Raw genomic sequence first — 24,307 nt, 5'->3', positions numbered from 1 at the left:
ATGAGCGGCGCCAAAAGAGGAGACAACATGCAAAGCACTGCCACGCTGGACCTGCCCGGTTCAAAGCCGGGTTTTTTCGATAAGGAACGCACCATCGCCGGCCCGGGATTCTCGCGCTGGCTGGTTCCCCCTGCCGCCCTTGCCATCCACCTGTGCATCGGCATGGCCTATGGCTTCTCGGTGTTCTGGCTGCCGCTGTCCAAGGTAGTGGGCGGCGCCAAGCCGCTGGCCTGCCCCGCGGACATGAGCCTCGTCGCCGAGCTGTTCGCCACCAATTGCGACTGGAAGATTTCGACCATGGGGTGGATGTACACCCTGTTCTTCGTGCTGCTGGGCTGCTCGGCCGCGCTGTGGGGCGGCTGGCTGGAACGCGCGGGCCCGCGCAAGGCGGGCGTGGTGTCGGCCCTGTGCTGGTGCGGCGGCCTGGTCATCTCCGCCATGGGCGTGTACCTGCACCAGATGTGGATGCTGTGGCTGGGCTCGGGCGTCATCGGCGGCATCGGCCTGGGGCTGGGCTACATCTCGCCCGTGAGCACGCTGATCAAGTGGTTCCCCGACCGCCGCGGCATGGCCACGGGCATGGCCATCATGGGCTTTGGCGGTGGCGCCATGATAGGCGCGCCGCTGGCCGACCTGCTGATGCGCCACTTTGCCACGCCTGAATCGCCGGGCGTCTGGCAGACCTTCCTGACCATGGCCGCGGTGTACTTCGTCTTCATGATGTCGGGCGCGCTGGGCTACCGCGTGCCGCCGACCGGCTGGAAGCCCGAGGGCTGGACCGCGCCGGCCAAGCATGCCGGCAACGCCATGATCACCAAGGGCCACGTCCATGTGCAGCGCGTCTGGGGCGTGCCGCAGTTCTGGCTGGTGTGGTGGGCGCTGTGCCTGAACGTCACGGCCGGCATCGGCATCCTGGGCATGGCCTCGCCGCTGCTGCAGGAAGTGTTCGGCGGCGGCCTGATCAACCAGCCTGAGCTGGGTTACTCGCAGCTGGACAAGAACCAGCTGGCGGCCATCGCCGCCATCGCCGCCGGCTTCACCGGCCTGCTTAGCCTGTTCAATATCGGCGGCCGCTTCTTCTGGGCCAGCCTGTCCGACAAGCTGGGCCGCAAGACCACCTACTTCATCTTCTTCGTGCTGGGTTTCGCGCTGTATTCGGCCATCCCCTGGACCGCGCACATCGGCGCGCTGGCTCTGTTCGTGGCCGCTTTCTGCATCATCCTGTCCATGTACGGCGGCGGCTTCTCCACCGTGCCGGCGTACCTGGCCGACCTGTTCGGCACGCAGATGGTGGGCGCCATCCATGGCCGGCTGCTGACGGCCTGGTCGGCGGCGGGCATCTTCGGGCCGGTGCTGGTGAACTACATCCGCGAATACCAGCTGTCCATCGGCGTGCCGCGCGCCCAGGTGTACGACATCACCATGTACATCCTGGCGGGCATGCTGGTGCTGGGTTTCCTGTGCAACCTGGCGATCCGGCCCGTGAATCCCAAGTACTTCATGAATGACGAAGAACTGGCGCGCGAGAAGGCGCTGGCCCATGAACGCGCGGTCGCCACGGAAACGCACGGGGTCGGAACATCCGCGTTCCGCACGCCGGCGGCGCTGGTGGTGTTCGCCTGGGCCTGCGTGGGTATTCCCCTGGCCTGGGGCATCTGGATCACGCTGCAGAAGGCGGTGGTGCTGTTCCACTGAGCCAGGCGGGTGCCGCGACGGGGCGCGAAGCTGCTACATTGGCAGCCCGCGCCCCTTCTTTTTGCTTTCTCCATGACCACCTTGCCCCGCGCGCCCCGCCTTGCTGGAGCGACACGTTGACCGTCCCTGAAATCCGCTGGGAAGAAAACCAGACCCCGCACGCCGCCCGCTGGCGCTCCGAATCCGGCGCCGCGCCGCCCAAGCGCGTGGTGGTGGCGGACGACACCATGACCGCCGACATGGCCTACCGCCAGGCCTGCGAAGGCGTCGGCCTGCTGTGGCGCGGCGATTTCCAGAATGCGCGGCAATTGCTGCAAGCCATCACGCGGCGGGTCGACAAGCGTCCCCGCAAACCCGTGGACAGCCTGCTGGACGCCTTCAACCAGCACCGCCAGATCCAGTCGCAGCGCGCCCGCATCCTGGGCATGCTGCTGATTCCGTTCGACGCCGGTCACGGTATTCCGCTGCGCCGCGCGCCCGACGCGCGCCTGGCCTGCGAGGAAGCCCACGGTCCCGCCGCCGAGCCCTACGTCGCGTCGCTGCGCGAACTGCTGGGCCTGATCGGCGCCTTCGAATGGCGCAAGAAAGGCGTGGAGATTCCCGCGCTGAATGCCCGCATCCATCCGCACTACGGCGTGTTCTCGCCGCTGCGCGGCGAGTACGTTGACCTGGTGGCGCGCACTCCGATGCCGCGTGGCAGCGTGGCCTTCGACATCGGCACCGGCACCGGCGTGCTGGCTGCCGTGATCGCGCGCCGCGGCGGCAAGCGCGTCATCGCCACCGACATGGATCCGCGCGCGCTGGCCTGCGCCCGTGAAAACCTGGAGCGCCTGGGCCTGTCCAAGCAGGTCGACGTCGAACAGACCGACCTGTTCCCCGAAGGCCGGGTGTCTCTGATCGTCTGCAACCCGCCCTGGCTGCCCGCCCGCCCCAGCTCGCCCGTGGAGCATGCCGTCTACGACCCCGACAGCCGCATGCTGCGCGGCTTCCTGAATGGACTGGCGGCGCATCTGACGCCCAACGGCGAAGGCTGGCTGATCCTGTCGGACCTGGCCGAGCATCTAGGCCTGCGCAGCCGCGAAGCGCTGATGGAGATGATCAGCCAGGCCGGCTTGCGCGTGATCGAGCGCATCGACACGCGTCCCACTCACGGCCGCGCGCAAGACGCGAGCGACCCGCTGCATGCGGCGCGTTCGAAGGAAGTCACGTCCTTGTGGCGCCTGGGCGCGGCCTGACGCGGCCCGGCCAGCCGCAAGACCCAGGGGCGGACCCAGCGCGTGCCATGAACTTTGAAGTAGGTCGGCAGCATTTCCCAGCATCGGCATGCTGAAGACCACTTCGCCGGAACTTGTGGCTGCGCCCAAGCCCCGCCAGCATCGGCTCAACCGCATTCCCGTTCTGCCGCCGCATCCATGATGGAAGCCACCGTGACCGAACCGACCGCCATTGAAGTTTCAGCCGAAGCCGCATCTCGTAAGGGCGAATTTTTCCTGATCGACGCCAGCTTCTTGGGAAACGGCAGGGTTCCCGGCATCGAAATCGCCAACGAAGAGAAGCTGATCGATCCGGGGATGAACGTCGTCTCGCGTCCTGATGGCATGCCGGATCAGTATCCGGAGCGTCCCCGCCTGGTTCATGTACCGGAGAAGGGCGGAATGCCACGCGATCTGGAAGAACTCGCTGGCATATGGATTGTGTCGGAGCCGTTGAAGCAACTGTTTGAGCAGTTGGACGCCGAGGCGTTTGCATTTGTGGCATGCGACTTCAGCCTTGCTGACGGCAGCCCCGCCCCTCAGTACTACCTAGGCAATGTGCTGCGCAGACTCGATGCCCTGGATGAAGCCTCTTCTCGCGTGAGGATCAAGCTCGACCACAATTATCAGACCGGCGAGGACGAGAAACTTTATAGCCTCGTCGGCGGAGCCAGCTTGGTGTTCAAACAGGATGTTGTGGGAGATGCCCATATCTTCCGCCAGGATCGCATGGGAGCACCTCCCATCTGCGACCGCGCGATGTTTGACGCATTGAGTGCGGCCAACTTCTCCGGCGTACGGCTGCGCGATGTAGCCGATATTTAGAGCGTGTTATGAACTGTGGAGCAGGTTGGCAGCATTTCCCGGCATCAGCATGCTGAAGACCACGAAGCGAAGCCCCGCCAGTCTGTTGGCTAAGGGCGGCAGGCTGTCACCCAACTACGGTCGGGCGATCGCGGCAAAGTTCATGACACGCTCTAGGCCCGCCCCGCCGCCACGTTGACGCTGATGGCGATGATGAAGACGTTGAAGAAAAAGGCGATGACGCTGTGCGTCAGCGCCGTGCGGCGCAGGCGCCGGTTCACGATCTGCACGTCCGACACCTGGAACGTCATGCCCAGCACCAGCGCGAAATAGGCGAAGTCCCAGTAGTCCGGATCTTCCGTGCCGGGAAAATCCAGCCCCTTGTGCATGGCGTTGCGATGGCCGTAATAGCCATGCGCGTAGTGCAGGGCGAAGATCATGTTCATGTAGAGCCACGACAGGATGATGGTCGCGGCGGCCGCCAGCATGGCCAGCACGCTGCCCACGCCGCTCTCCCCCCGCAGCTCCACCCACAACGCCATCATCACCATGCAGGACAGCGCCACGCTGCTCCACAGCACGCCGGTGCGCCCCACGTCCTGCTGCTGCGCATGCTGGCGCATGGCCGCCGCGCTGGTTCGGCCGAACACCCGCGCCGTCATCAGCAGGAACACCAGCGCCCCCGCATCGAATCCCAGCAATAGCGCCAGGACCCATGGCACGCCCAGGGCGTACAGCCCGCCCGCCGTGACCAGCAGCAGCGCCGCACACCCGACCAGGCGCCGATGCGCATGGAAGAACGGCAAAGCGGCGCCGGCAGCGGAATCGTCCTCGGGCTCGAAATCCTTGAGCGGCGGCATGCGGCGCTCCTTTTGGTGTGAGCAGCCCTAACGCTAACCGATGCCGAGCAAACCGACCAGTGCGCCGCCGAACAGCAGCCACAGCGGATGGATGCGGGTCAGGCTGCCCAGCAGCGCCACCACCGCGGTAATGACGCCCAACAGCCAGGTATGCACCGAGGCCTCGGTGATGAGCGCCGCGCTGGCCGCCACCAAGCCCACCGTCATCGGGAAGATGCCCGCCTGAATGACGCCGCGCCAGGGACGGTCCTTGAAGCGTTCCCACAGGCCCAGCGCGATCACGGTAATGATGGACGACGGGCCGAACTTGGCGATGGTGGTGACCAGCATGCCCAGGCCGCCCGCCACATGCCAGCCGACCAGCGTGACCACCATCAGGTTGGGGCCCGGGGCCGCCTGTCCCAGGGCGAACAGCGCGGAGAAATCCGCCGCGCTCATCCAGCCGTGCACTTCCACCACCTGGCGCTGCATCTCGGGCAGGATGGTATTGCCCCCGCCGAACGCCAGCACGGACAGCTCGGAAAAGATCAGGGCCAGGGCGATCAATGTATGGATCATCGACGTTGCCTCCAGACCATCAGGATGCTCAGCGGCGTCAGCACCGCCATGGTGGGCAGAAGCGGAATGCGCAGCACGGCGATGGCGATGAAGCAGGCCGTGGCCACCACGCCGGCCAGCCAGTCGCGGCGCTTGACCACCGGCAACCCGATCTTCACCGCCATGGAAATCAACAAGCCCGCGGCGGCGGCGGCCAGCCCGGCAAACAGGTGCTGGATGTGGGGATCGTTCTGGAAGCGGTCGTACACCATGCCCAGCAGCACCACGATGGCGGACGGCGCCAGGATCAGGCCCATCAGCGCCGCGAACGCGCCGCGCGGGCCGCGGAACTTCATTCCCAGCGCCACCGACAGGTTGATGATATTGCCGCCGGGCAGGAACTGGCACAGGCCCAGCAGGTCGGTGAACTCGGCGCCGCTGAGCCAGCGGTGCTTTTCGACGACCATGCGGCGCGCCAGCGGCAAGGCGCCGCCGAAGGCCGTCAGGCCGAGCATCAGGAAGCCATAGAACAATTGCCCGCAAGTGGGCGCGGGCCGCAAATCGGCCTCGGAGATGGAAGGTGCCGCATTCATCATTTTCATGCCGGCGCCGGGGAAGCGGCGCGGAGTGGGACCGGGGGAAGGACAACGAGATTGCAGCCTACTCTCCGCCCTGGATAATGTCTAATATATGACTAACTATATATTCATATCGGCTGAATATGGCATCCGTAGATTTAAGACTGCTGCGCTACTTCCTGGCCGTGGCCGAGGAATCCCATCTGACCAAGGCCGCGGCGCGGCTGGGCATCCGCCAGCCCCCGCTCAGCCAGCAGATCCGCGTACTGGAGCAGGAGCTGGGAGTGACGCTGTTCCACCGTCTGCCGCGCGGCATGGAGCTGACCGAAAGCGGCCGCGCGCTGCTGGACGACGCGCGCAACATCGTGGCCCTGGTGGACCAGGCCGTGGAAGGCGTGCGGCGCGTGTCGCAGGGCGAGGCTGGACGCCTGACCGTGGGCTTCACCGGATCGGCGGCCTTCCATCCCTTTGTGCCCTCCGTCATCCGACGCTTCCGCGAAGCGGCGCCCAACGTGCGGCTGGTGCTGGAGGAAAGCAGCACCGGCGAACTCATGGAGGGCGTGGCCGCGGGCCGCGTGGACGTCGCCTTCATCCGCGGCCCCTATGGCCTGGACCCCGGCGTGGTGGTGGAAACCGTGCTGGAAGAACCCATGCTGGCCGCGTTTCCGGCCGACCACCCGGCCGTCAAGGGCCGTGCGCGCAAGCGCATTGCGCTGGCCGAACTGGCCGATGAATCGCTGATCCTCTACCGCCGCCACAGCGGGCCGGGCCTGTACGACGCCATCATCGCCGCCTGCGGCGCCGCCGGCTTCAGCCCGCGCGTGGCGCAAGAAGCGCCGCGCATGCTGTCCACCCTGAGCCTGGTCGCGGCCGGCCTGGGCGTGTCGCTGGTGCCGGCGTCGCTACGCCGCGTGAACATCGAAGGCGTGGCCTACGTCAACCTGGCCCATCCGGCGGAACTGCGCGCGCCGCTGAACCTGATCTGGCGCGACGAAGCGCTCTCCGGCGCAGCCCGCAAACTGATCGGCGAGGCGCGGCGGCAGCGCGAGGAATCCCTGGCCTGAGCGCGCGGCGCTACACTGCCCGGCACCCGCACTCCGCATTGCAGCCATGACTCCAGATTCACCCATAGGCATCTACGACTCCGGCGTCGGCGGCCTGAGCGTGCTGCGCGCCATCCGCGACGCCCTGCCCCACGAATCCCTGCTGTACGTAGCCGACTCCGCCCACGTGCCCTATGGCGAAAAAACGCAGGACTACGTCGAGCAGCGCGCCAGCACGATCGCCGATTACTTCGTGTCGCGCCAGGCCAAGGCCATGGTGGTGGCCTGCAATACGGCCACCGCGGCCGCCATCGCCCAGCTGCGCCTGCGCCATCCGCAGCTGATCATCATCGGCGTGGAGCCGGCCATCAAGCCCGCCGCGCACCTGACCACGAGCGGCGTGGTCGGCGTGTTCGCCACCACCGGCACCCTGGCCAGCCCCAAATTCGCCGCCCTGGTCCAGCGCGAGGCGCCCGAAGTCCGCATCCTGTTCAGGCCTTGCCCCGAGTGGGTGCGGCTGGTGGAGCAAGGCGTGCTCAGCGGCCCCCAGGCCGAGGCCGCGGTGCGCGCGCCCGTGGCGGAATTGCGCGGGGCCGGCGCCGACGTGCTGGTGCTGGGCTGCACCCACTTTCCCTTCCTGCGCGACGCGATCCAGGCGGCCGCCGGCGCCGATGTGCCGTTGCTGGAAACGGGCGCCCCGGTGGCGCGCCGGCTGCGCCACCAGTTGCAGGAGCGCGGCCTGCTGCGCGCCAGCGGCCCGGGCGGACTGCGGCTGGAGACCAGCGGCTCGGCCGAGGCGCTGGGCGCGCTGGCCGTCCGCCTGCTCGGGCAGGCTGCCGACGCGCACGTCCTGGAGCCGCGCTGGCGCTGACTTTGCGTCGGGTCCGCCGCCCGGTGGCGCGGGCTGATTGCGCCTGGTTTGATCCCGCGCATGACGCGCCTGTCCGAATCGGCGAATAATTCGGATACAGTGGACTACAACGCCGCCCGCGGCGCACACAAGGAGACGCTCATGAAACGCATCCTGATTCCCGTGGACGGCTCGCAGCCCGCCGTCCATGCGGTCCAAGCCCTGCTCGACGCCCGCAGCTACGATCCCGTCGAACGCGTGGAGCTCCTGACGGTCCAGATCCCCCTGAAAGCCGGCAAGATCGGCCGCGGCCTGTCGCAGGCCGAGATCGACGCCTATCACGAGGAAGAAGGCCGCAACGCGCTGCAAGCCGCCAGCGAATTGCTGACCCGGGCCGGCGTGCCCTTCCAGACCCACATCGAAATAGGCGCCGCCGCCGAGACCATCGTGCGCGTGGCCGACGAATCCGACGCGGATGAAATCTACATGGGCTCGCGCGGGCTGGGCTCGGTGTCGTCCTGGTTCCTGGGCTCGGTCGCGACCCGCGTCCTGCATCTGACGGAGTTGCCCGTCACCCTGGTCAAGTAACCGTCAAGGAGCATCCATGCTGAACATCCTGGTCCCTGTCGACGGCTCCGACAACGCCAACCGCGCCGTCCTGTACGCCCGCCAGCTCGCCCAAGGCGCTGGCGCCGCGCGCATCCATCTGCTCAACGTCCAGACGCCCGTGCAAGGCCGCGCCGGCCTGTCGCGCCTGATCACGCAGGACATGATCGACGAGTTCTACCTGCGCGAAGGCCAGGAAGCCGCGGACGAGGCGCGCAAGCTGCTGGATGTGACCGGCGCCGACTACACCAGCCACGTGGCATTTGGCCATACGGCCACGGAAATCGCCGGATACGCCCACGATCATGGCTGCGTCCGCATCGTCATGGGCACGCGCGGCAATGGCTCGCTGACGAACATCCTGATCGGCTCGGTCGCCAATCAGGTGCTGCAACTGGCCGAAGTGCCGGTCACGCTGGTCAAGTAAGCCCCGGAGGCCGGCCTCAGGCGGCCGGCAGCCACAACGACACCCTCAAGCCGCCCAGCGGCGAGCGCTCGGCGCGCGCCTGGCCGCCATAGGTGCTAGCCAGGTCGCGCACGATATCCAGGCCCAGGCCCGATCCGGGACGCTGTTCATCCATGCGCACGCCGCGCAGGAAGATGCGTTCGCGCTCGTCGTCGGCAATGCCTGGGCCATCATCGTCGATCTGGATGAGCAACTGACCCGGCCCGGCGGCGCTGGCGCTCACCTGCACCTGGCGCTCGGCCCATTTGCAGGCATTGTCCAGCAGGTTGCCGACCATCTCCTGCAGATCCTGTTCTTCGCCGCGGAACACCAGGCCGTCGGCGAACGCCGGCATTTCCAGCTGCAGTCCGCGCTGCGCATACAAGCGCTGCATGACCCGCAGCAGCCCCTCGATGGGCTTGCGCAGCGGCGTGCGGCTGTCTGCCGCGCCGGACGCGGCGGCAGCGCGGGCGCGCGCCAGGTGATAGTCGATCTGGCGGCGCGCCATGCCGACCTGCTCCTGCACCAGCGCCGCCAGCGGCCCTTCCTCGCGCGCCGCGGCATTGCCCAGGATCGTCAGCGGCGTTTTCACCGCGTGCGCCAGATTGCCGGCCTGCGTGCGCGCGCGCTGCACCATGTCGGCATTGACGGCCAGGACGCGGTTGAAGTCGTCGACCAGCGGCTGGATTTCGCTGGGAAAACGGCCTTCGATGCGCACGCTGGCGCCCCCTTGCTGCCCGGCGAGCTGCCGCCTGAGCTTGGCCAGCGGCCGCAACCCGACCAGGACCTGGACCACGGCCGCCAGCGTCAAGCCTGCCGCCAGCGCACCCAGCGAAATCAACAGCATATGGTTGAAGCGTTCGATCGGCTCGGCCAACACCTGGCTGTCGGCCGCCACGATCAGGCGCAGCGGCGCTGCCTCGGTCTCGGCCGGTTCCAGCGTGCGCGTCAGGGCCGTCAGGCTATGCTTTTCCGGCCCCGCGATTTCATACGCCCCGTCGGCGCTGTCCGCGGCGGGCAGCGCCAGCACCTGGTCCCAGAGCGACCGCGAGCGCGCCGCGCCCACGGCCACCGCGCGGCCCTGTTCGTCGAGCCGGTCGATCTGCCAGTACAGGCCGGACAGCGGCTGTTCCAGCCGCGGGTCGCTCAAGGGCGGCGACACCACCAGGCGGCCATCCGGGCTGGTGTTTACCGCGGCTGTCAGCTGGTTCAGGTGCAGGGTCAGTTCGGCGCGCAATTGTTCGGTGATGTGCTGGCGGAACAGGCTGCCCAGGCCCCATCCGGCCAGCACCACCGTGACCAGGATCCAGGCCAGCGTGCCGGCAAGCAAGCGCCAGCGCAGCGAGCCCGGCGCGCGCTGCGGCATCATGCGCCGCCGGCCAAGCGGTAGCCCAGGCCGCGCACGGTTTCGATGGTGTCGGGCGGCAGTTTCTTGCGCAGCCGCGCGATGAACACATCGATGGTGTTGGAATCGCGGTCGTGGTCCTGGGCGTAGACATGCTCGGTCAGCTCGCTGCGCGAAATCACTTCGCCCGCGCGCTGCATCAGCACGGCCAGCACTTTGAATTCATGGCTGGTAAGGGACAGCGCCTGCCCGTCCACCATGACCTTGGCCAGGCGCGTGTCCAGCATCAGCGGGCCGCAGCGCCATTGCGCGCTGGCGTGGCTGCTGGAGCGGCGCAAGAGCGCCCGCACCCGCGCCAGCAGCTCTTCCATGTGGAAGGGCTTGGTCAGGTAATCGTCCGCCCCGGCATCGATGCCGGCAACCTTCTCGTGCCAGTTGTCGCGCGCCGTGAGGATCAGCACCGGCATGCCCTGGCCGCCGGCTCGCCACTGCTTGAGCACCGTCAGGCCGTCCATCACCGGCAGGCCCAGGTCCAGCACCACCACGTCGTAGGCCTCGACCGCGCCCATGTACTGGGCCGTTCCGCCGTCCGCGGCGGTGTCGACGGTATAGCCGGCCTGGCGCAAGGCGTCGGCCAGTTGCGTCGCCAGCGTCGGTTCGTCTTCCACTACGAGTATGCGCATCAGTGCTTGTCCCGGAATTGGATGTCGCGCCCCTTCACGCCCAGCACCTTGCCGTCGCGCGCGTCGATCTTCAGCTTGACCAGCCGGCCGCCGCTCTGCAGCAGCCGGATCTCGTAGATGAACTCGCCGTCGTCCTCTTCGAATTCGACCTTGACCACCTGCCCCGGATAATCGCGCTCGACGATGTCCAGCACCGAGCGCAGGGGCAGCACCTTGCCGGCCTGCAAGGCCTGGCGCGCCTGTTCATGGTCGCTTTCATCGGCCAGCCCCGCGTTGGGGCCCGCGGCCAGCGCCAGCATCAGCGCGCCGCAGGACAGCCAGATTCGGGTACGCGTTGCTCGGGTCATGTTTCCTTTCGCAATTCGGAGTTCGCCATGAGCGGCGATTGTCCGCCCATTTATAGCGCCTGGAAAATGAACGGCACGTGAACGGCAGCTTCAGAATTGGTTCATCCGCACACCCGAATAATGCGGTCATGGTCGCCATTCCGGCAACCCGCAACAACCTAGGAGCCATTCCATGACCGCAATCCGCAACACTCTGGCCGCCCTGGCGCTTGGCGCCGCAACCCTGACCGGCGCCGCCGCCGTGCACGCCCAGACGCCCGCCCCGGCGCCGGTCCAGCCCGCCGCCACGGCGCCCGCCAACGCGACGCTGACCGTGCGCCAGATCTACGACACGCTGACCGCCGCCGGCTATCGCAACATCACCGAGATCGAGCTCGAGCACGGCCGCTACGACGTCAAGGCCGACAACGCCCAAGGCCAGCGCGTGAAGCTGCGGGTCGATGCCCAGAGCGGCGCCGTCCTGCGCAGCCGCATCAAGGACTGAAGCGCCGCGCCCGCGCGCCTTTCCACGCTCCGCCCGCATCCGGCGGGCCGAGCGCCCCAACACGGATGCCATCATGAAACCGATAGGAACCGGTGCCGCCGTAGGCGGCTTCTTGCTAGTCCTCACCCTGGCCTGGAGCCTGGACGCGTTCATCCTGCAGCCGCCGGCCGCCGGCGCCTGGTACTGGGTGGCGCGCCAGCAAGGCCTCTACCTCACCGGCGTCTGGTCCATCGGCCTGATGGCCTTGATCATGCTCCTGGCGCTGCGGCCCGCGTGGCTGGAGCGTCCGCTGGGCGGCATGGACAAGATCTACCGGCTGCATAAATGGGCCGGCATCCTCGCCGTGTCAGCAGGCGCCGCGCATTGGTTGCTGAAGCTGGCCAGCGGCCCGTTGAAAAGCCTGGCGGACGCGGGCAACCGCCCCGCCCGCGACGTCGTGCTGACGCTCTTTGAAAGCTCGCGCGGCCTGGCCAAGGACCTGGGCGAATGGTCGATCTACCTGCTGCTCGCGATGCTCGCAATCACCTTGTGGCGGCGCTTTCCCTACCGCGGATGGCGTCTCCTGCACCGCGCAATGCCTGTGCTGTTCCTGGCGTTGGCGTTCCACACGGCGGCGCTGGCGCCCGCGCGCTACTGGAGCGGCCCCGTCGGCCTGCTGCTGATTCCGTTGCTGGCCGCCGGTGCCTACGCCGCGCTGGTGGCACTGCTGGGACGCGTGGGCAGCGGCCGCCGCGCGCAAGGCAGGATCGTGTCGCTGACGCACCAGCCAGGCGGCATCCTGGAGGTCAGCTGCGAACTCGACGGCAATTGGCAGCCGCACCAGGCGGGACAGTTCGCCTTCGTCACGTTCGACCGCAAGGAAGGCGCCCATCCCTACACCATCGCCAGCGCCCCGCATCAGGGCGAACGCCGCGTCACGTTCCAGATCAAGGCGCTGGGCGATTACACCCGCAGCCTGGCGCGCACGCTGCGCATCGGCCAGCCGGTAACTGTCGAAGGCCCATACGGGCGCTTTCAATTGACCCCGGACGCGGCCTCGACGTCGCAGGTCTGGGTGGCGGGCGGTATCGGTGTCACGCCGTTTCTCGCATGGTTGGAGGCGCTGCAGGACCGGCAGGCCCCGACGCCGCGCGTGTGGCTGCACTACTGCGTGCGCGACGCTGCAACCGATCCCTTCGTGCCGTTGCTCAAGGAACGCTGCGCAGCGCTGGACGGCGTGACGCTCGCCATCCACAACGCGCGCGACGGCGACACGCTGACGGCCGGTACGCTGGCGCAGGGCGAGGTGGCGGCGGGCCGTGTCGCCGACGTCTGGTTCTGCGGGCCCGCCGGCCTGGCCGACGCGCTCAGGCGCGGCCTGCGCAAGCTGGGCGCCCAGCCCGTGCGCTGGCATCAGGAAGCGTTCCAGATGCGCTGATCGCCCCAGGGTCCGCGGAGGTCCAAGCGTATGATGGACCTCACCGCCCCCGGAACATGCGTCATGCCTACACCCCGCATCCTGCTGGCCGCCGTGATGGCCGCCGCCACGCTCAACGCCTGCGGCGAAATGGCCACGCTGCCGGTCGAAGCCGGCATGGGTCCGTCGCCCCAGCTGCCCGCCCCCAATCCCACCGCCATCCCCACCGTGAAGACCGCCAAGGCCGTCGGCTGGCCCCCGGGTGCGCATCCGGTGGCCGCCAGCGGCCTGGCGGTGACGCAGTTCGCCAGCGGCCTGGACCATCCACGCTGGCTGTACGTGCTGCCCAACGGCGACGTGCTGGTGGCCGAGACCAATGCGCCGCCCAAGCCCGAATCGGCTTCCGGCGGCTTCAAGGCCTGGGTCGCCGGCCTGGTGATGAAACGCGCCGGCGCCCGGACCCCGAGCGCAAACCGCATCACCCTGCTGCGCGATGCCGACCACGATGGCGTCGCCGAAACGCGCAGCGTCTTGCTCGACGGCCTGAACTCGCCCTTCGGCATGGCCTTGATCGGCAACCAGCTGTATGTCGCCAATGCCGACGCCGTGCTGCGCTTTCCCTACGAAAACGGCCAAGAACGCATCAGCGCCCCCGGCGTCAAGGTCACCGACCTGCCGGCGGGCCTGAATCATCACTGGACCAAGAACCTGCTGGCCAGCCCCGACGGCCGCAAACTGTATGTGTCCGTGGGATCCAACAGCAATGTTGGCGAAAACGGCATGGACATCGAAGAGGGCCGCGCCGCCATCTGGGAAATCGACGTGGCCAGCGGCAACAAGCGCCTGTACGCCACCGGTCTGCGCAACCCCGTGGGCATGGCCTGGGCGCCCGACGGCAAGACGCTGTGGACGGCCGTCAACGAGCGCGACGAACTGGGCAGCGACCTGGTGCCCGACTACATGACCTCGGTGCGGGACGGCGGCTTCTACGGCTGGCCCTACAGCTATTTCGGCCAGCACGTCGACACCCGGGTCCAGCCGCCGCGCCCCGACCTGGTGGCGCGCGCCATCGTGCCCGACTACGCGCTGGGTCCGCACACCGCCTCGCTGGGGCTGGCCTGGTCGGGCGGGTCGCGCCTGCCCGCGCCCTACACGGACGGCATGTTCGTGGGCCAGCACGGCTCATGGAACCGCGATCCGCGCAGCGGCTACAAGGTCATCTTCGTGCCCTTTCGCGACGGCAAGCCCGACGGGCCGGCGCGCGACGTGCTGACGGGCTTTCTGAACGAAAGCGGCGAAGCCCAGGGCCGGCCGGTAGGGGTGGCGATAGACCGCCAGGGCGGCCTGCTGACCGCCGACGACGTCGGCAATGTGGTGTGGCGGGTCGCTCCCGCTTCTACAATGGCCGCTCCCAAATAATTCAAGACCAGGAGTGAGCATGAGCACGGAAAAAGTGGCGATCGTCACCGCCGGCGGCAGCGGCATGGGCGCGGCGGCGGCGCGCAAACTGGCGGCCGACGGCTGGCGCGTGGCCATCCTGTCCTCCTCCGGCAAGGGCGCAGCCCTGGCGCAGGAACTGGGCGGCCTGGGCGTCACGGGGTCCAACCGCTCGCCCGAGGACCTGGCGCGGCTGGTGGACGCCACCCAGCAGAAATGGGGCAGGATCGATGCCGTGGTCAACAGCGCCGGCCACGGCCCCAAGGGTCCGCTGCTGGAGATCAGCGACGAGGACTGGCACCTGGGCATGGAGTTCTATCTGCTGAACGTGGTGCGCATCGCGCGCCTGGTCGCGCCGGTGATGAAACAGCAGAAGTCCGGCGCCATCGTCAATATTTCGACCTACGCCACCTTCGAACCGGAAGCGCTGTTCCCGACGTCGGGCGTGTTCCGCGCCGGGCTGGCCGCCTTCACCAAGGTGTTCGCCGACGAGTACGCCGCACACAATGTGCGGATGAACAACGTGCTGCCCGGCTTCATCGACAGCCTGCCGGAAAAGGAAGACCGCCGCACGCGCATTCCGATGGGCCGCTACGGCACCGCCGAAGAAGTCGCCGACCTGATCGCGTTCCTCGCTTCCGACGCTTCTTCCTACATCACCGGCCAGAACATCCGCATCGACGGCGGCATCACGCGCTCGGTCTGAAGCTCATGCTTTAGGACTAGTCTCTCGTCCGAATGACGGTATTGAAGCCCGCCCGGGGCTTCAGTACCGTAGGTTTTCGCATTCGACGAGGTGCCGCGCATGTCCGCTACGCCGTCAGCGGCTGCGCCGCAGTCCGCCGATACTTCCCCTGCAAAACCGACCCCGGGCCAGGCTTCCCGTTTCCTGGCGCAGGCCACGTTCGGCCCCACGCCCGCCGACATCGACGCCGTGGTGCGCGACGGCTACGCGGCCTGGCTGGACGCGCAGCTGGCCATGCCGCCGTCGCAGACCCATTTCGACTGGCTGCTGCAGCAGCGCAAGAACACCGAGGAATTCAAGGGCAACGGCATCAACGCGCCGCTGGAATCCACGCTGTGGCGCAAGTTCATCTCCGCCCCGGATCAGGTCCGCACGCGGGTGGCGTTCGCGCTGTCGGAGATCTTCGTGGTGGGCGTATCGTCCATCACCGCGTCCTGGCCGCTGTTCGGCGCCGCGGGTTTCATGGACCTGCTGGCGGAACATGCCCTGGGCAATTACCGGCAGCTGCTGACGGCCGTCACCCAAAACCTGTCGATGGGCTGCATGCTGACCTATCGCGGCAACCGCAAGGAAGATCCCAAGACCGGCCGTCATCCGGACGAGAACTACGCCCGCGAGGTCATGCAGTTGTTCAGCATCGGCCTGTTGGAGCTGGAGGCGGACGGGTCCGTCCGGATGGTCAACGGCGCACCCGTCGAGACCTACACCAACGCCGACGTGCAGGGACTGGCCAAGGTGTTCACCGGCTGGGACATCAACGGCCCGGAAACCGACGTCGAATTCCACCGGCGCCCCATGGCCCTGAACAACGCGCTGCACTCGCTGGCTGAAAAGCGCTTTCTGGGCGCGGTGGTGCCGGCGGGGACCGACGGCCACCTGTCGCTCAAGCGCGCCATGGAGGTGATCTGCGCCCATCCCAACGTGGGGCCCTTCATCGGCACGCAGTTGATCCAGCGGCTGGTCACCAGCAATCCCAGCCGCGCCTATGTCGCGCGCGTGTCGGCCGCCTTCGACGACGACGGCAGCGGCACGCGCGGCAACCTGAAAGCCGTGGTGCGCGCCGTCCTGCTGGACCCCGAGGCGCGCAATCCGGACCTGGCCGCGCCCGGCTGGGGCAAGGTGCGCGAGCCCATCGTGCGCTTCGCGGCCTGGGCGCGCGCCTTCGGCGCCACCTCCAACAACGGCGCCTGGGCCATGCCGGACACCACCGACAACACGATCCGGCTGGCCCAGAGCCCGATGCGGTCGGCCAGCGTCTTCAATTTCTTCCGCCCGCGCTACGTGCCGCCGGTGACCGAGCTGGCGCGCCGGCATCTGGTCGCGCCGGAACTGCAGATCACCGACGAAACCAGCATTGCCGGCTACCTGAATTTCCTGGCCATCTATGTGGACCGGGGCTGGGAGGATCTGCAGACGCCCTACGCCGCCGAGATCGCGCTGGCGCAGGATCCGGCCGCCCTGGTGGCGCGGGTGGCGCTGCTGCTGGCGGGCGATGCCTATTCCGCCGAGACCGCCGGCAGCATCGCGCGCGCCGTGGCCACGATACCCGCGGGCCGGCCGCGCGACCGCGTGCGCGCCGCCATCATGCTGGTGGCCGCCAGCCCCGAATACCTGGTGCAGAAATGAAGAATTCCCGCCACGACGCGCAAACCAGCCGCCGCGAATTCCTGCTGCGCGCCTGCGCGCTGGGCGCCACGGGCGCCGCCGCGCCGCTGGCGCTGAACCTGGCGGCCCTGGGCGCGGCCGCGGCGCAATCGGCGCCGGCCTCCTCGTACAAGGCGCTGGTCTGCGTGTTCCTGTACGGCGGCAACGACCCCTACAACTCGCTGGTGCCCTATGACACGGCCGCCTACAAGGCCTACGCCCAGGCGCGCACCGACATCGCCTTGCCGCGCAACACCCTGCAGGCCACGGCGCTGCGCGGCAAGGAGCCCGCGCCCGGCGGCGCCCAGTTCGCGCTGGCGCCATCGCTGGCGCCGCTCAAGCCCTTGTATGAAAGCGGCGACATGGCGGTGCTGCTGAACATAGGCCCGCTGGTTGTACCCACATCCAAGCAGGAATACATAGGCGCGCGTGTCCCCCTGCCGCCCAAGCTGTTCTCGCACAACGACCAGCAGTCGTACTGGCAGGCGCTGGCGCCGGAAGGCGCGGCGTCGGGCTGGGCCGGAAGACTGACCGATCTGTTCGCCGACGCCAACGCGCAGCGCACCTTCACGGGCATCACCGCGGGCGGCAGCAGCGTGCTGCTGGCCGGACGCAAGATCGCCGGATACCGCGTAGGCATCCACGGCTCCACGCAGATAGACCTGCTGGGCCGCGACATGTATGGATCCAGCGCCTGCACGGCCTTGCTGCGCCAGCTGATCACGCAGCCGCGCGAACACCTGATGGAGCGCGAGATGTCGCGCATCGCCGCCCAGTCGATCGACGCCGACGGCCGCCTGCGCGCAGCGCTCGCGGACGTGGCCGTGCCGGGCGACTTCTCGTCGCCCCTGGCGCAACAGCTGAAGATCGTCGCCCGCATCATCGCGGCCAGGCAGGCGCTGGGCGCGCGCCGCCAGGTTTTCTTCGTCTCGCAAAATGGCTACGACAACCACTCCGGCCTGAACGACACCCACCCGGCGTTGCTGAAGGAACTGGGCCAGGCACTGGCCGCGTTCCAGCAGGCCTTGTCCGCGATAGGAGTGGCGGACCAGGTGACCACCTTCACCGCCTCCGAGTTCGGCCGCACCCTGGGTTCCAACGGCAACGGCTCCGACCATGGCTGGGGCTCGCACCACTTCGTGCTGGGCGGGGCGGTCAAGGGCGGACGCTACTACGGCAACCACCCCGAAATCGCCCTGGACGGCCCCGGCTTCGTCGACAACGGCCGCCTCTTGCCGACCCTGGCCGTGGATCAGCTCGGCGCGTCACTGGGCGGCTGGTTCGGCGCCAGCCGCGAGGACCTGGGGCTGGTGTTCCCGAACCTGCGGCGCTTTGATGCGCATGCGCTGGATTTGCTGCAGCGCGCGTAAAGCCGCGCCGGCGGCGACGAATTCACAGCTGTCGCGCCTGTTCGCGCAGCAGATACTTCTGGATCTTGCCCGTGGCGGTCTTGGGCAACGGCCCGAACACGAAAGTGCGCGGCACCTTGAAGCCGGCCAGGCGGCCCCGGCAGAAGCTGGCCAGCTCCTCCGCCGTCGCGGCGCCGCCCTCCTTCAGCGTGACGAAGGCGCAAGGCGTCTCGCCCCACTTGGCATCCGGCCGCGCCACCACGGCGGCTTCCAGTACGGCGGGATGCGCGTACAACGCATCCTCGACCTCGACGGTCGATATGTTCTCGCCGCCTGATATCACGATGTCCTTGGCGCGGTCCTTGATCTGCATGTAGCCGTCGGGGTGCACCACGCCCAGATCGCCGGTGTGAAACCAGCCTCCCGCGAAGGCCTCGGCCGTGGCCTGCGGATTCTTCAGATAGCCCTTCATGAGCGTATTGCCGCGCATCATGATCTCGCCCACGGTAACGCCGTCCGGCGGCACCGGTTCCATCGTGGCGGGATCCAGCACGCGGACCTGTTCCATCGTGTGCTTGCGCACGCCGATGCGGGCCTTGAGCGCCGCCTGTTCATCCAGCGGCAGGTCGCTCCAGGCTTCATGCCAGGCGCAACTGATCGACGGACCGTAGCTCTCCGTGAGGCCGTACAGGTGCGTGACGTCTATGCCCAGTTCGTCCATCGCCGCGATGACGGCGGCCGGAGGCGGAGAGCCGCCGGTGAGCACCTGCACCGGCCGGATCGCGCGCCGCTTGATTTCGGGCGGGCTGTTGATGAGCATGCCCAGCACCACCGGCGCGGCGCAGAAATAATCGACCCCATGCGCCTGGATGGCGTCGAAGATGGCGCCGGCCTCGACCCGCCGCAGGCAGACATTGGTTCCCGCCAGCAGCGCGATGGTCCAGGGAAAGCTCCAGCCGTTGCAGTGGAACATCGGCAGGGTCCAGAGGTACACGGCATGCTGGCGCATATCGCAGGCCAAGGCGTTGCCCATCGCATTCAGATAGGCGCCGCGATGGTGGTACAGCACGCCCTTGGGGCTGCCAGTGGTGCCGGAGGTGTAGTTCAGGCACAGCGATTGCCATTCGTCCTCCGGCCACGCAAATTCGGCCGCCGCGTCGCCCATCTCCAGCAGCGCTTCGTAGTTCATTTCGCCGATCGGCTCGCCCGGCCCGCCGTATTCGGGATCGTCGATATCCACCACGCGGATCCGCCTGCGGGTCTTGGCCAGCGCCTGCGCCATGACGGGCGCGTACTCGCGGTCCGTCAGCAGCACCGCCGCCGCGCCATGCTCCAGGATGAAGGACAGCGTCTCCGCGTCCAGCCGGGTGTTCAGGGCGTTGAGCACCGCGCCCGCCATGGCGACGCCGAAATGGGCCTCGTACAGCGCCGGGATGTTGGGCGCCATCACGGCCACCGTATCGCCGGGCCGCACGCCCAGGCGCGCCAGCCCGCTGGCCAGGCGGCGGCAGCGCGCATAGGTTTCGCGCCAGCTCCGGCGCAGCGCGCCGTGGACGATGGCGGTGCGTTCCGGATAGACCTTCGCCGCGCGCTCGATGAAGGTCAGCGGCGAAAGCGCCAGATGGTTGGCGCTGTTGCGTTCGATATCCTGCGCATGATGGTCGTGGGTGTCGGCGGGCATCGGAGTCTCACAGAAGCGAAACGCTCACCGCGCCCTTCAGGCGTCGGCTAGCGGGGTCAGGCCGCGCAGCGTCGCGCGCAGCAGGGAATCGCTCAGGTCCGCGTCCGCCTGCATCAAGCGCTGCAGCAGGCGGTCGGGACTGTCGCCGGAAGTTTCCAGATGCCAGCCATACAGGTGCAGCCCGTTCAGCACATAGGCATCGTCCAGGCCCTCCAGCACGGCATGCCGGCGCGGCGCGCGCGCGGACGGCGGCAAGGCGTTGTCGGCGCAGTCCGCGACCAGGATGGACGTGGGCCGGGAAAAGTAATCCGCCACCCGCACGCGGGCGTCTTCCAGCCGGCGCAGCGCCGCGGCGTCCAGCGGCTCGTCCGCCAGGCGCACTTTGAGCAGCAGGTTGCGCTGATCGAGTTCGACGATGTGCAGGTCTTTCTCTACCCAGTCCGCATGCACTGGCGCGCTCTTGCGGCGGAAGACTTCCGCGGCCGCCAGCCCCGCTCCCAGGCCTTCGCCGGCAAGCAGCTGCTTGAAGAAGTCCCGTTCGGCCATGGCGCGGTCCAGTTCCTGCAATTCCAGGTCGAGCGCATGGCGCTCGCGCAGGCATTGCGCGCGGCGGGCGTGCAATTGCTCGTCTGCCGGGCCGCGCTGCAGGTCCAGCCACCCCGCCAGACGCACGCCGCTGCGCTGGCCCAGGCGTTCGATGCAGCGGCGCAACTCCTGCAGGAACAGCGCCGAGCCGGCCTCGTCCTGCGCCAGATCGGAGGCCAGCGCCGGGAGCAGCAGCAGGCGGCCCGGCGGTTCGCTGGCATAGCTCGCCAGCGTCATGCCCTGGCCATCCTCGAGGATGCTTGCGCCCGGCGCCTCGGCCAGTGTCGCGCAGGGCTGGAAACAGCGCGCGGCTTCGGTGAAGAGCGTGCGGAAAGGCTCGCCCGCCTGGCGCGGCAGCGCATCGCCATCTATCGGCTGGCTGCGCACCGTCCGCGGCCAGAGCGGATCGGACCAGTCGTAGGGAAGGATGTCCTGCAAGGTGTGCACGCCCACCGTGCGCGGCGCGGGCACCAGCACCGCCAGCGTGCCGCCCGCGGCCAGCAGGCGCTTGAATTGCTCGCGCCAGTGGCGGCTGGTAGCCAGCAGCCATTCCGACGCGCCCACGCCCAGCACCGGCGGATCGGCGCGTTCGCAGGCCGCCTCCAGCACGGGGTACAGGCCGGCGGGATTCCATATGAGCACGTCCGCCCGGTCCAGCGAGGCGGGCTGATCAAAGGACAGAACGGCATCCAGGCTATGCGGCGCAAGCGCCAGCGCAAGGTCGAGCGTAGAAATATTCATATCGCTAATCCGTACTTGACTTTCGAAATCAATATATCATAAAGTCTAGTTAACTAGACAAATATACAAATCCTATATACATATTCCGGAAACCAGCTGTCATGTCCACTCTTACGAACGTCCGCAGCGAGTCCCCCGTCTCCAGCAGCCCCGTGGCGCTGGACCGCGACTCCCCTCTGCCGCTCTATGTGCAGATCAAGCGGCGCGTGCTGATGATGATCCTGAACTGGCAGCAGGAAAGCGACCGCTTCCACACCGATCACGAACTGAGCGAACAATTCAACGTCAGCCGCATGACGGTGCGCCAGGCGATCCAGGAACTGGTGGACGAAGGCTATCTGCGGCGGGTGCGCGGCTCCGGCACCTTTGTCTGCGCCCCCAAGATCGACGAGCAGTTCAGCCCGGCCATGGATTTCATCGACCAATGGTCCGCCCATGGCCGCCCCCTCAGCCTGCGGGTGCTGCATTGCGCGCAGGAACCTGCCTCGGCCGCCGTAGCGCGCGAACTGGACGTGGCGCCCGGCACGCCGGTCTGGAGCATCCTGCGCCTGCGCACGGTCCAACAGGTGCCGATCTCGATCGACTACCGCTATGTGCGCACCGATCGCATCCCGCACATTGACGCCCGCCAGGCCGAAGCCGGCTCCCTGCTGGAGCTGATCGGCCGTCAGGTCGAACTGGCCTACGGCAACCTCAAGATCGAGGGCGGCGCGGTGCAGGCCGAACATGCCGATTACCTCAGTCTCTTGCCCGGCGATCCGGTCCTGACGCGGCACCTGGTGTATTTCGATAAACAGGACCGGCCGGTCATGTCCGGCCTGTCGCATTACCGCGCGGACCAGGTCCGGTACTCGGTGCGCGTGCCGCTGCTGAACGGCGCAGGCAAGACGGACCAGGTGTCGGACTCGCTCGAGTTCCGCAATCCACCCGGCGCGACGGAGAACTAGACCGCCGACGTTTTCGCTGTTCGTGGAAGTTGCTGCACCCCTCTAATCCCGCATCAGGCACAGGAGTAGCACCATGACTTGCATTAAGACGTTTCTGGAGTTCTCGCGCCGCGCGGCCATTGCGCTGCCGGCCGCCGCGCTGATGCTGGGCATGCACGCCGCCAGCGCGCAGGATACGGTGCGGATAGGATCCATCCTGTCCGTGACCGGTCCCGCCGCCTTTTTGGGCGAAGACATGAAGGCCGGCATGGAAATGGCCATCGACGATATCAACGCCGCCGGCGGCATCGGCGGCAAGAAGGTCGAATGGGTGTTCTACGACGCCGAAAGCCAGACCGCCAAGGCCATCAACGCCACCAAGCGGCTGCTGTCCCAGGACAAGGTGGACATCATCGTCGGCGGCGGCAACATGAGCGGCATCGCCATGGCCATGGTGCCGATGGTGGACAAGGCCGCCACGCCCTTCATCTCCACCGAAGGCTCGATGCAGATCGTGATGCCGGTGGCGGAACGCAAGTATGTGTTCAAGAGCACCGTGGACGACGACCAGGTCATCGACCGGGTGCTGGACTACTTCGACAAAAAGGGCATCAAGCGCGCCGCCCTGCTGGCCGACAACAGCGGCTTCGGCCAGAGCGCCGTCGAACAGATGAAGCGGCTTGCCGCCAAGCGCGGCATCGACATCACGTATGAATCCTTCAACCCCGCCGACACCGACCTGACCCCGCAGCTCACGCGCATCAAGAATGCATCGGTGCAGGCCATCATCTGCTGGACCGTCACCCCGGCTGGCGTGGTGTTCATCAAGCAGGCGCAGCAGCTGGGCCTGGACAAGCTCACGCTGGTGCACAGCTACGGCTTCGTCGACCAGCGCTACATGAAGCTGGCCGGCGACTCGGTCAAGGACCTGCTGCTGGTCAGCGTCAAGTTCCCGGTGGGCCAGGACCTGCCCGACGCCGATCCGATCAAGACGCGCATCATGGATCTCAGCAAGCGCTTCGAGGCCCGCTACAAGCGCAAGCCCAACCAGTTCGTGGCCCAGACCTACGACGCCATCATGCTGGCGCGCGCCGCCCTGGACAAGAGCGGCGGCGACAAGGAAAAGACCCGCGAACAGCTGACCGCCATCACCGGCTACCAGGGCGTGGGCGGGGTCTTCAATTTCTCGCCCCAGCGCCACTCGGGCCTGGATAAGGACGACATCGTCATGCTCGGCTACCGGGACGGGCAGTTCCGGCTGGCCGACTACAAGTAAAGCAGTTCCATCTCCGCAACCTCCACTCACGCGCGCCGCGAGCGCTGCAAACCAGGGAGTGCAGTCATGAACGTAGCAAGCGCCGAGCCGCGTACGATCCTCGACGATCCAGAGAGCATCTTTCCGCTGGATCTGGACACCCGGATCCCCAAGATCCGCGACCTCTACCACCTGGCAACGGTCAAGCAGTGGGACCCGCGCACCGACATCGACTGGCATCTGTTCGACGCTACGCAGTACACGCCCGAGCAACGCTACGCGGCCCGCCAGTACTGGAGCCGCCGCGCCTGGAGCGAATACGGCGCCATCTCGGAAAGCCCGGCCCTGCAGATCCGCTTCTGCCACGACAAGTGCGAACCCGACCTGCGGCTGTTCTTCACCATCCGCTCGCAAGAGGAAAGCCGCCACGCCGAAGCCTGCTACCGCATGGCCGAAGCGCTGGGCGGCTACATGGAGCAGCCTGCCCAAGCCGCATACCAAGGGTCCGTCGCCACTCATGGCGTGCGCAAGATGGCGCTGGACCCCGAAGTGTCGGTCGAGGCGATCCTTGCCGCGCTGGTCTGCGCCGCCGAGGAAATCGCGTTCGACGTCTTCCGCCACCTGGTCGAGATCACCCGCGACCCCGTCGCCAAGCAGATCTGCGCCCGCATCATGCGCGACGAGGTGCGGCACTGCGCGTTCGGCTGGCGCTTTCTCGACCACCGCATTCCGCAGATGTCCGCCGCCGAAATCAAGGTGGTGGAAAACGCGGTGATCAACATGATGGAAAAGGTCGAGCTCAACGGCTATCACAGCGCCTGGCTGGCGCCCGACAACCCGGCCTCCCGCGCCGAGATGGAAGTGGACCGGCTCACCTGGGAAGCCGGCCTCGGCTCCACGGTCGAAGAACTGGAAAAACCCCTGTTCGTTGAAACGGTGCAGCGCGTGCGCCGCCAGATGGAGCCCTGGGGCGTGCACCTGCCCCTGCTGCACCACCCGAAGATCGGCGAATTCTGAA

Annotated in this window: 24 protein-coding genes; 16 read left to right on the top strand and 8 right to left on the bottom strand. The window is 67.6% G+C overall.

What is annotated here, in order from left to right; genetic code table 11:
- The first annotated feature begins 27 nt into the window (after positions 1–27).
- The 3 genes from IAG39_RS06435 (at position 28) to IAG39_RS06425 (ending at position 3,773) form a co-directional block, all read left to right on the top strand.
- Positions 28–1,695, top strand: coding sequence for an OFA family MFS transporter (locus tag IAG39_RS06435; RefSeq protein ID WP_059377919.1), 1,668 nt, complete (start codon positions 28–30; stop codon positions 1,693–1,695).
- 116 nt (positions 1,696–1,811) lie between these two features.
- Positions 1,812–2,930 carry a methyltransferase gene (locus tag IAG39_RS06430; RefSeq protein ID WP_118933774.1) on the top strand — a complete coding sequence of 373 codons (1,119 nt, stop codon included), beginning with the start codon at positions 1,812–1,814 and terminating at the stop codon, positions 2,928–2,930.
- Positions 2,931–3,107: 177 nt separating this feature from the next.
- Positions 3,108–3,773, top strand: a complete 666-nt coding sequence (locus tag IAG39_RS06425; protein ID WP_118933775.1) for an imm11 family protein — start codon at positions 3,108–3,110, stop codon at positions 3,771–3,773.
- A 152-nt stretch (positions 3,774–3,925) separates the two neighbouring features.
- Here the strand turns inward: IAG39_RS06425 and IAG39_RS06420 are convergent, their stop codons facing one another.
- Genes IAG39_RS06420 through IAG39_RS06410 form a run of 3 tightly spaced genes read right to left on the bottom strand, consistent with a single transcriptional unit; the run spans position 3,926 to position 5,745 of the window.
- Positions 3,926–4,612: a DUF1345 domain-containing protein gene (locus IAG39_RS06420; RefSeq protein ID WP_118933776.1), complete on the bottom strand. Its 687-nt coding sequence runs from the start codon at positions 4,610–4,612 to the stop codon at positions 3,926–3,928.
- Positions 4,613–4,645: 33 nt separating this feature from the next.
- Positions 4,646–5,170, bottom strand: a complete 525-nt coding sequence (locus IAG39_RS06415) for a chromate transporter (protein WP_059377909.1) — start codon at positions 5,168–5,170, stop codon at positions 4,646–4,648.
- Positions 5,167–5,745, bottom strand: a complete 579-nt coding sequence (locus tag IAG39_RS06410; RefSeq protein WP_059377906.1) for a chromate transporter — start codon at positions 5,743–5,745, stop codon at positions 5,167–5,169. Before IAG39_RS06410 ends, IAG39_RS06415 begins: the two co-directional genes overlap by 4 nt.
- Positions 5,746–5,870: 125 nt before the next feature.
- On the opposite strand from IAG39_RS06410, the gene IAG39_RS06405 reads away from it, so the two are divergent.
- The 4 genes from IAG39_RS06405 (at position 5,871) to IAG39_RS06390 (ending at position 8,653) form a co-directional block, all read left to right on the top strand.
- Entirely contained in the window at positions 5,871–6,791 is a 921-nt protein-coding gene (locus IAG39_RS06405; protein ID WP_059377903.1) for a LysR substrate-binding domain-containing protein, read from the top strand.
- 46 nt (positions 6,792–6,837) lie between these two features.
- Positions 6,838–7,641 carry a glutamate racemase gene (murI, locus tag IAG39_RS06400; RefSeq protein ID WP_059377900.1) on the top strand — a complete coding sequence of 268 codons (804 nt, stop codon included), beginning with the start codon at positions 6,838–6,840 and terminating at the stop codon, positions 7,639–7,641.
- A 141-nt stretch (positions 7,642–7,782) separates the two neighbouring features.
- Positions 7,783–8,208: a universal stress protein gene (locus IAG39_RS06395; RefSeq protein WP_059377961.1), complete on the top strand. Its 426-nt coding sequence runs from the start codon at positions 7,783–7,785 to the stop codon at positions 8,206–8,208.
- A 16-nt stretch (positions 8,209–8,224) separates the two neighbouring features.
- Entirely contained in the window at positions 8,225–8,653 is a 429-nt protein-coding gene (locus tag IAG39_RS06390; protein WP_059377897.1) for a universal stress protein, read from the top strand.
- Between the two features lie 16 nt (positions 8,654–8,669).
- Here IAG39_RS06390 and IAG39_RS06385 read toward each other — a convergent pair whose 3' ends face one another.
- Genes IAG39_RS06385 through IAG39_RS06375 form a run of 3 tightly spaced genes read right to left on the bottom strand, consistent with a single transcriptional unit; the run spans position 8,670 to position 10,998 of the window.
- Positions 8,670–10,040 carry a sensor histidine kinase gene (locus tag IAG39_RS06385; protein ID WP_118933777.1) on the bottom strand — a complete coding sequence of 457 codons (1,371 nt, stop codon included), beginning with the start codon at positions 10,038–10,040 and terminating at the stop codon, positions 8,670–8,672.
- Positions 10,037–10,699: a response regulator transcription factor gene (locus IAG39_RS06380; protein WP_118933778.1), complete on the bottom strand. Its 663-nt coding sequence runs from the start codon at positions 10,697–10,699 to the stop codon at positions 10,037–10,039. Before IAG39_RS06380 ends, IAG39_RS06385 begins: the two co-directional genes overlap by 4 nt.
- Positions 10,699–10,998, bottom strand: a complete 300-nt coding sequence (locus IAG39_RS06375; protein WP_223283490.1) for a PepSY domain-containing protein — start codon at positions 10,996–10,998, stop codon at positions 10,699–10,701. The genes IAG39_RS06380 and IAG39_RS06375 overlap by 1 nt, the downstream gene beginning before the upstream one ends.
- 220 nt (positions 10,999–11,218) lie before the next feature.
- Between IAG39_RS06375 and IAG39_RS06370 the strand changes: the two genes are divergently transcribed.
- From IAG39_RS06370 to IAG39_RS06345, 6 genes are all read left to right on the top strand, one after another.
- On the top strand, positions 11,219–11,530 hold the full coding sequence (locus tag IAG39_RS06370; RefSeq protein ID WP_059377886.1) for a PepSY domain-containing protein: 312 nt from the start codon (positions 11,219–11,221) through the stop codon (positions 11,528–11,530).
- Between the two features lie 73 nt (positions 11,531–11,603).
- Entirely contained in the window at positions 11,604–12,947 is a 1,344-nt protein-coding gene (locus IAG39_RS06365) for a ferric reductase-like transmembrane domain-containing protein (protein WP_118933779.1), read from the top strand.
- Between the two features lie 63 nt (positions 12,948–13,010).
- On the top strand, positions 13,011–14,345 hold the full coding sequence (locus IAG39_RS06360; protein WP_118933780.1) for a PQQ-dependent sugar dehydrogenase: 1,335 nt from the start codon (positions 13,011–13,013) through the stop codon (positions 14,343–14,345).
- Positions 14,346–14,364: 19 nt separating this feature from the next.
- Positions 14,365–15,069: an SDR family oxidoreductase gene (locus IAG39_RS06355; RefSeq protein WP_118933781.1), complete on the top strand. Its 705-nt coding sequence runs from the start codon at positions 14,365–14,367 to the stop codon at positions 15,067–15,069.
- Positions 15,070–15,168: 99 nt separating this feature from the next.
- A complete protein-coding gene (locus IAG39_RS06350) occupies positions 15,169–16,734 on the top strand; it encodes a DUF1800 family protein (RefSeq protein WP_118933797.1) in 1,566 nt (521 codons plus the stop codon).
- On the top strand, positions 16,731–18,122 hold the full coding sequence (locus tag IAG39_RS06345; protein ID WP_118933782.1) for a DUF1501 domain-containing protein: 1,392 nt from the start codon (positions 16,731–16,733) through the stop codon (positions 18,120–18,122). The genes IAG39_RS06350 and IAG39_RS06345 overlap by 4 nt, the downstream gene beginning before the upstream one ends.
- Before the next feature lie 22 nt (positions 18,123–18,144).
- On the opposite strand, the gene IAG39_RS06340 is transcribed toward IAG39_RS06345, so the two are convergent.
- A complete protein-coding gene (locus IAG39_RS06340) occupies positions 18,145–19,782 on the bottom strand; it encodes an acyl-CoA synthetase (protein ID WP_118933783.1) in 1,638 nt (545 codons plus the stop codon).
- A gap of 36 nt (positions 19,783–19,818) precedes the next feature.
- Positions 19,819–21,108 (bottom strand): hypothetical protein, encoded by a 1,290-nt coding sequence (locus IAG39_RS06335; RefSeq protein ID WP_118933784.1) that lies wholly within the window; start codon positions 21,106–21,108, stop codon positions 19,819–19,821.
- Between the two features lie 101 nt (positions 21,109–21,209).
- Between IAG39_RS06335 and IAG39_RS06330 the strand changes: the two genes are divergently transcribed.
- The 3 genes from IAG39_RS06330 (at position 21,210) to IAG39_RS06320 (ending at position 24,306) form a co-directional block, all read left to right on the top strand.
- Positions 21,210–22,055, top strand: coding sequence for a GntR family transcriptional regulator (locus IAG39_RS06330; protein ID WP_059377868.1), 846 nt, complete (start codon positions 21,210–21,212; stop codon positions 22,053–22,055).
- 73 nt (positions 22,056–22,128) lie between these two features.
- Positions 22,129–23,310 carry an ABC transporter substrate-binding protein gene (locus tag IAG39_RS06325; RefSeq protein ID WP_059377866.1) on the top strand — a complete coding sequence of 394 codons (1,182 nt, stop codon included), beginning with the start codon at positions 22,129–22,131 and terminating at the stop codon, positions 23,308–23,310.
- A 66-nt stretch (positions 23,311–23,376) separates the two neighbouring features.
- Positions 23,377–24,306 carry a ferritin-like domain-containing protein gene (locus IAG39_RS06320; RefSeq protein WP_059377863.1) on the top strand — a complete coding sequence of 310 codons (930 nt, stop codon included), beginning with the start codon at positions 23,377–23,379 and terminating at the stop codon, positions 24,304–24,306.
- Position 24,307 lies beyond the last annotated feature (1 nt).

The organism is Achromobacter xylosoxidans, assembly GCF_014490035.1.
Taxonomy (GTDB): Bacteria; Pseudomonadota; Gammaproteobacteria; order Burkholderiales; family Burkholderiaceae_B; genus Achromobacter; species Achromobacter bronchisepticus_A.
This window is presented reverse-complemented; position numbering and strand designations above follow the sequence as displayed.

What these genes read in the sequence shown, in the direction of transcription:
- IAG39_RS06435 (WP_059377919.1), top strand. Translation starts at nt 28, where the DNA reads ATGCAAAGCACTGCCACGCTGGACCTGCCCGGTTCAAAGCCGGGTTTT.
- IAG39_RS06425 (WP_118933775.1), top strand. Translation starts at nt 3,108, where the DNA reads ATGATGGAAGCCACCGTGACCGAACCGACCGCCATTGAAGTTTCAGCC.
- IAG39_RS06420 (WP_118933776.1), bottom strand. Translation starts at nt 4,612, where the DNA reads ATGCCGCCGCTCAAGGATTTCGAGCCCGAGGACGATTCCGCTGCCGGC.
- IAG39_RS06415 (WP_059377909.1), bottom strand. Translation starts at nt 5,170, where the DNA reads ATGATCCATACATTGATCGCCCTGGCCCTGATCTTTTCCGAGCTGTCC.
- IAG39_RS06410 (WP_059377906.1), bottom strand. Translation starts at nt 5,745, where the DNA reads ATGATGAATGCGGCACCTTCCATCTCCGAGGCCGATTTGCGGCCCGCG.
- IAG39_RS06405 (WP_059377903.1), top strand. Translation starts at nt 5,871, where the DNA reads ATGGCATCCGTAGATTTAAGACTGCTGCGCTACTTCCTGGCCGTGGCC.
- murI (WP_059377900.1), top strand. Translation starts at nt 6,838, where the DNA reads ATGACTCCAGATTCACCCATAGGCATCTACGACTCCGGCGTCGGCGGC.
- IAG39_RS06395 (WP_059377961.1), top strand. Translation starts at nt 7,783, where the DNA reads ATGAAACGCATCCTGATTCCCGTGGACGGCTCGCAGCCCGCCGTCCAT.
- IAG39_RS06390 (WP_059377897.1), top strand. Translation starts at nt 8,225, where the DNA reads ATGCTGAACATCCTGGTCCCTGTCGACGGCTCCGACAACGCCAACCGC.
- IAG39_RS06385 (WP_118933777.1), bottom strand. Translation starts at nt 10,040, where the DNA reads ATGATGCCGCAGCGCGCGCCGGGCTCGCTGCGCTGGCGCTTGCTTGCC.
- IAG39_RS06380 (WP_118933778.1), bottom strand. Translation starts at nt 10,699, where the DNA reads ATGCGCATACTCGTAGTGGAAGACGAACCGACGCTGGCGACGCAACTG.
- IAG39_RS06375 (WP_223283490.1), bottom strand. Translation starts at nt 10,998, where the DNA reads ATGCTGGCGCTGGCCGCGGGCCCCAACGCGGGGCTGGCCGATGAAAGC.
- IAG39_RS06370 (WP_059377886.1), top strand. Translation starts at nt 11,219, where the DNA reads ATGACCGCAATCCGCAACACTCTGGCCGCCCTGGCGCTTGGCGCCGCA.
- IAG39_RS06365 (WP_118933779.1), top strand. Translation starts at nt 11,604, where the DNA reads ATGAAACCGATAGGAACCGGTGCCGCCGTAGGCGGCTTCTTGCTAGTC.
- IAG39_RS06360 (WP_118933780.1), top strand. Translation starts at nt 13,011, where the DNA reads ATGCCTACACCCCGCATCCTGCTGGCCGCCGTGATGGCCGCCGCCACG.
- IAG39_RS06355 (WP_118933781.1), top strand. Translation starts at nt 14,365, where the DNA reads ATGAGCACGGAAAAAGTGGCGATCGTCACCGCCGGCGGCAGCGGCATG.
- IAG39_RS06350 (WP_118933797.1), top strand. Translation starts at nt 15,169, where the DNA reads ATGTCCGCTACGCCGTCAGCGGCTGCGCCGCAGTCCGCCGATACTTCC.
- IAG39_RS06345 (WP_118933782.1), top strand. Translation starts at nt 16,731, where the DNA reads ATGAAGAATTCCCGCCACGACGCGCAAACCAGCCGCCGCGAATTCCTG.
- IAG39_RS06340 (WP_118933783.1), bottom strand. Translation starts at nt 19,782, where the DNA reads ATGCCCGCCGACACCCACGACCATCATGCGCAGGATATCGAACGCAAC.
- IAG39_RS06335 (WP_118933784.1), bottom strand. Translation starts at nt 21,108, where the DNA reads ATGAATATTTCTACGCTCGACCTTGCGCTGGCGCTTGCGCCGCATAGC.
- IAG39_RS06330 (WP_059377868.1), top strand. Translation starts at nt 21,210, where the DNA reads ATGTCCACTCTTACGAACGTCCGCAGCGAGTCCCCCGTCTCCAGCAGC.
- IAG39_RS06325 (WP_059377866.1), top strand. Translation starts at nt 22,129, where the DNA reads ATGACTTGCATTAAGACGTTTCTGGAGTTCTCGCGCCGCGCGGCCATT.
- IAG39_RS06320 (WP_059377863.1), top strand. Translation starts at nt 23,377, where the DNA reads ATGAACGTAGCAAGCGCCGAGCCGCGTACGATCCTCGACGATCCAGAG.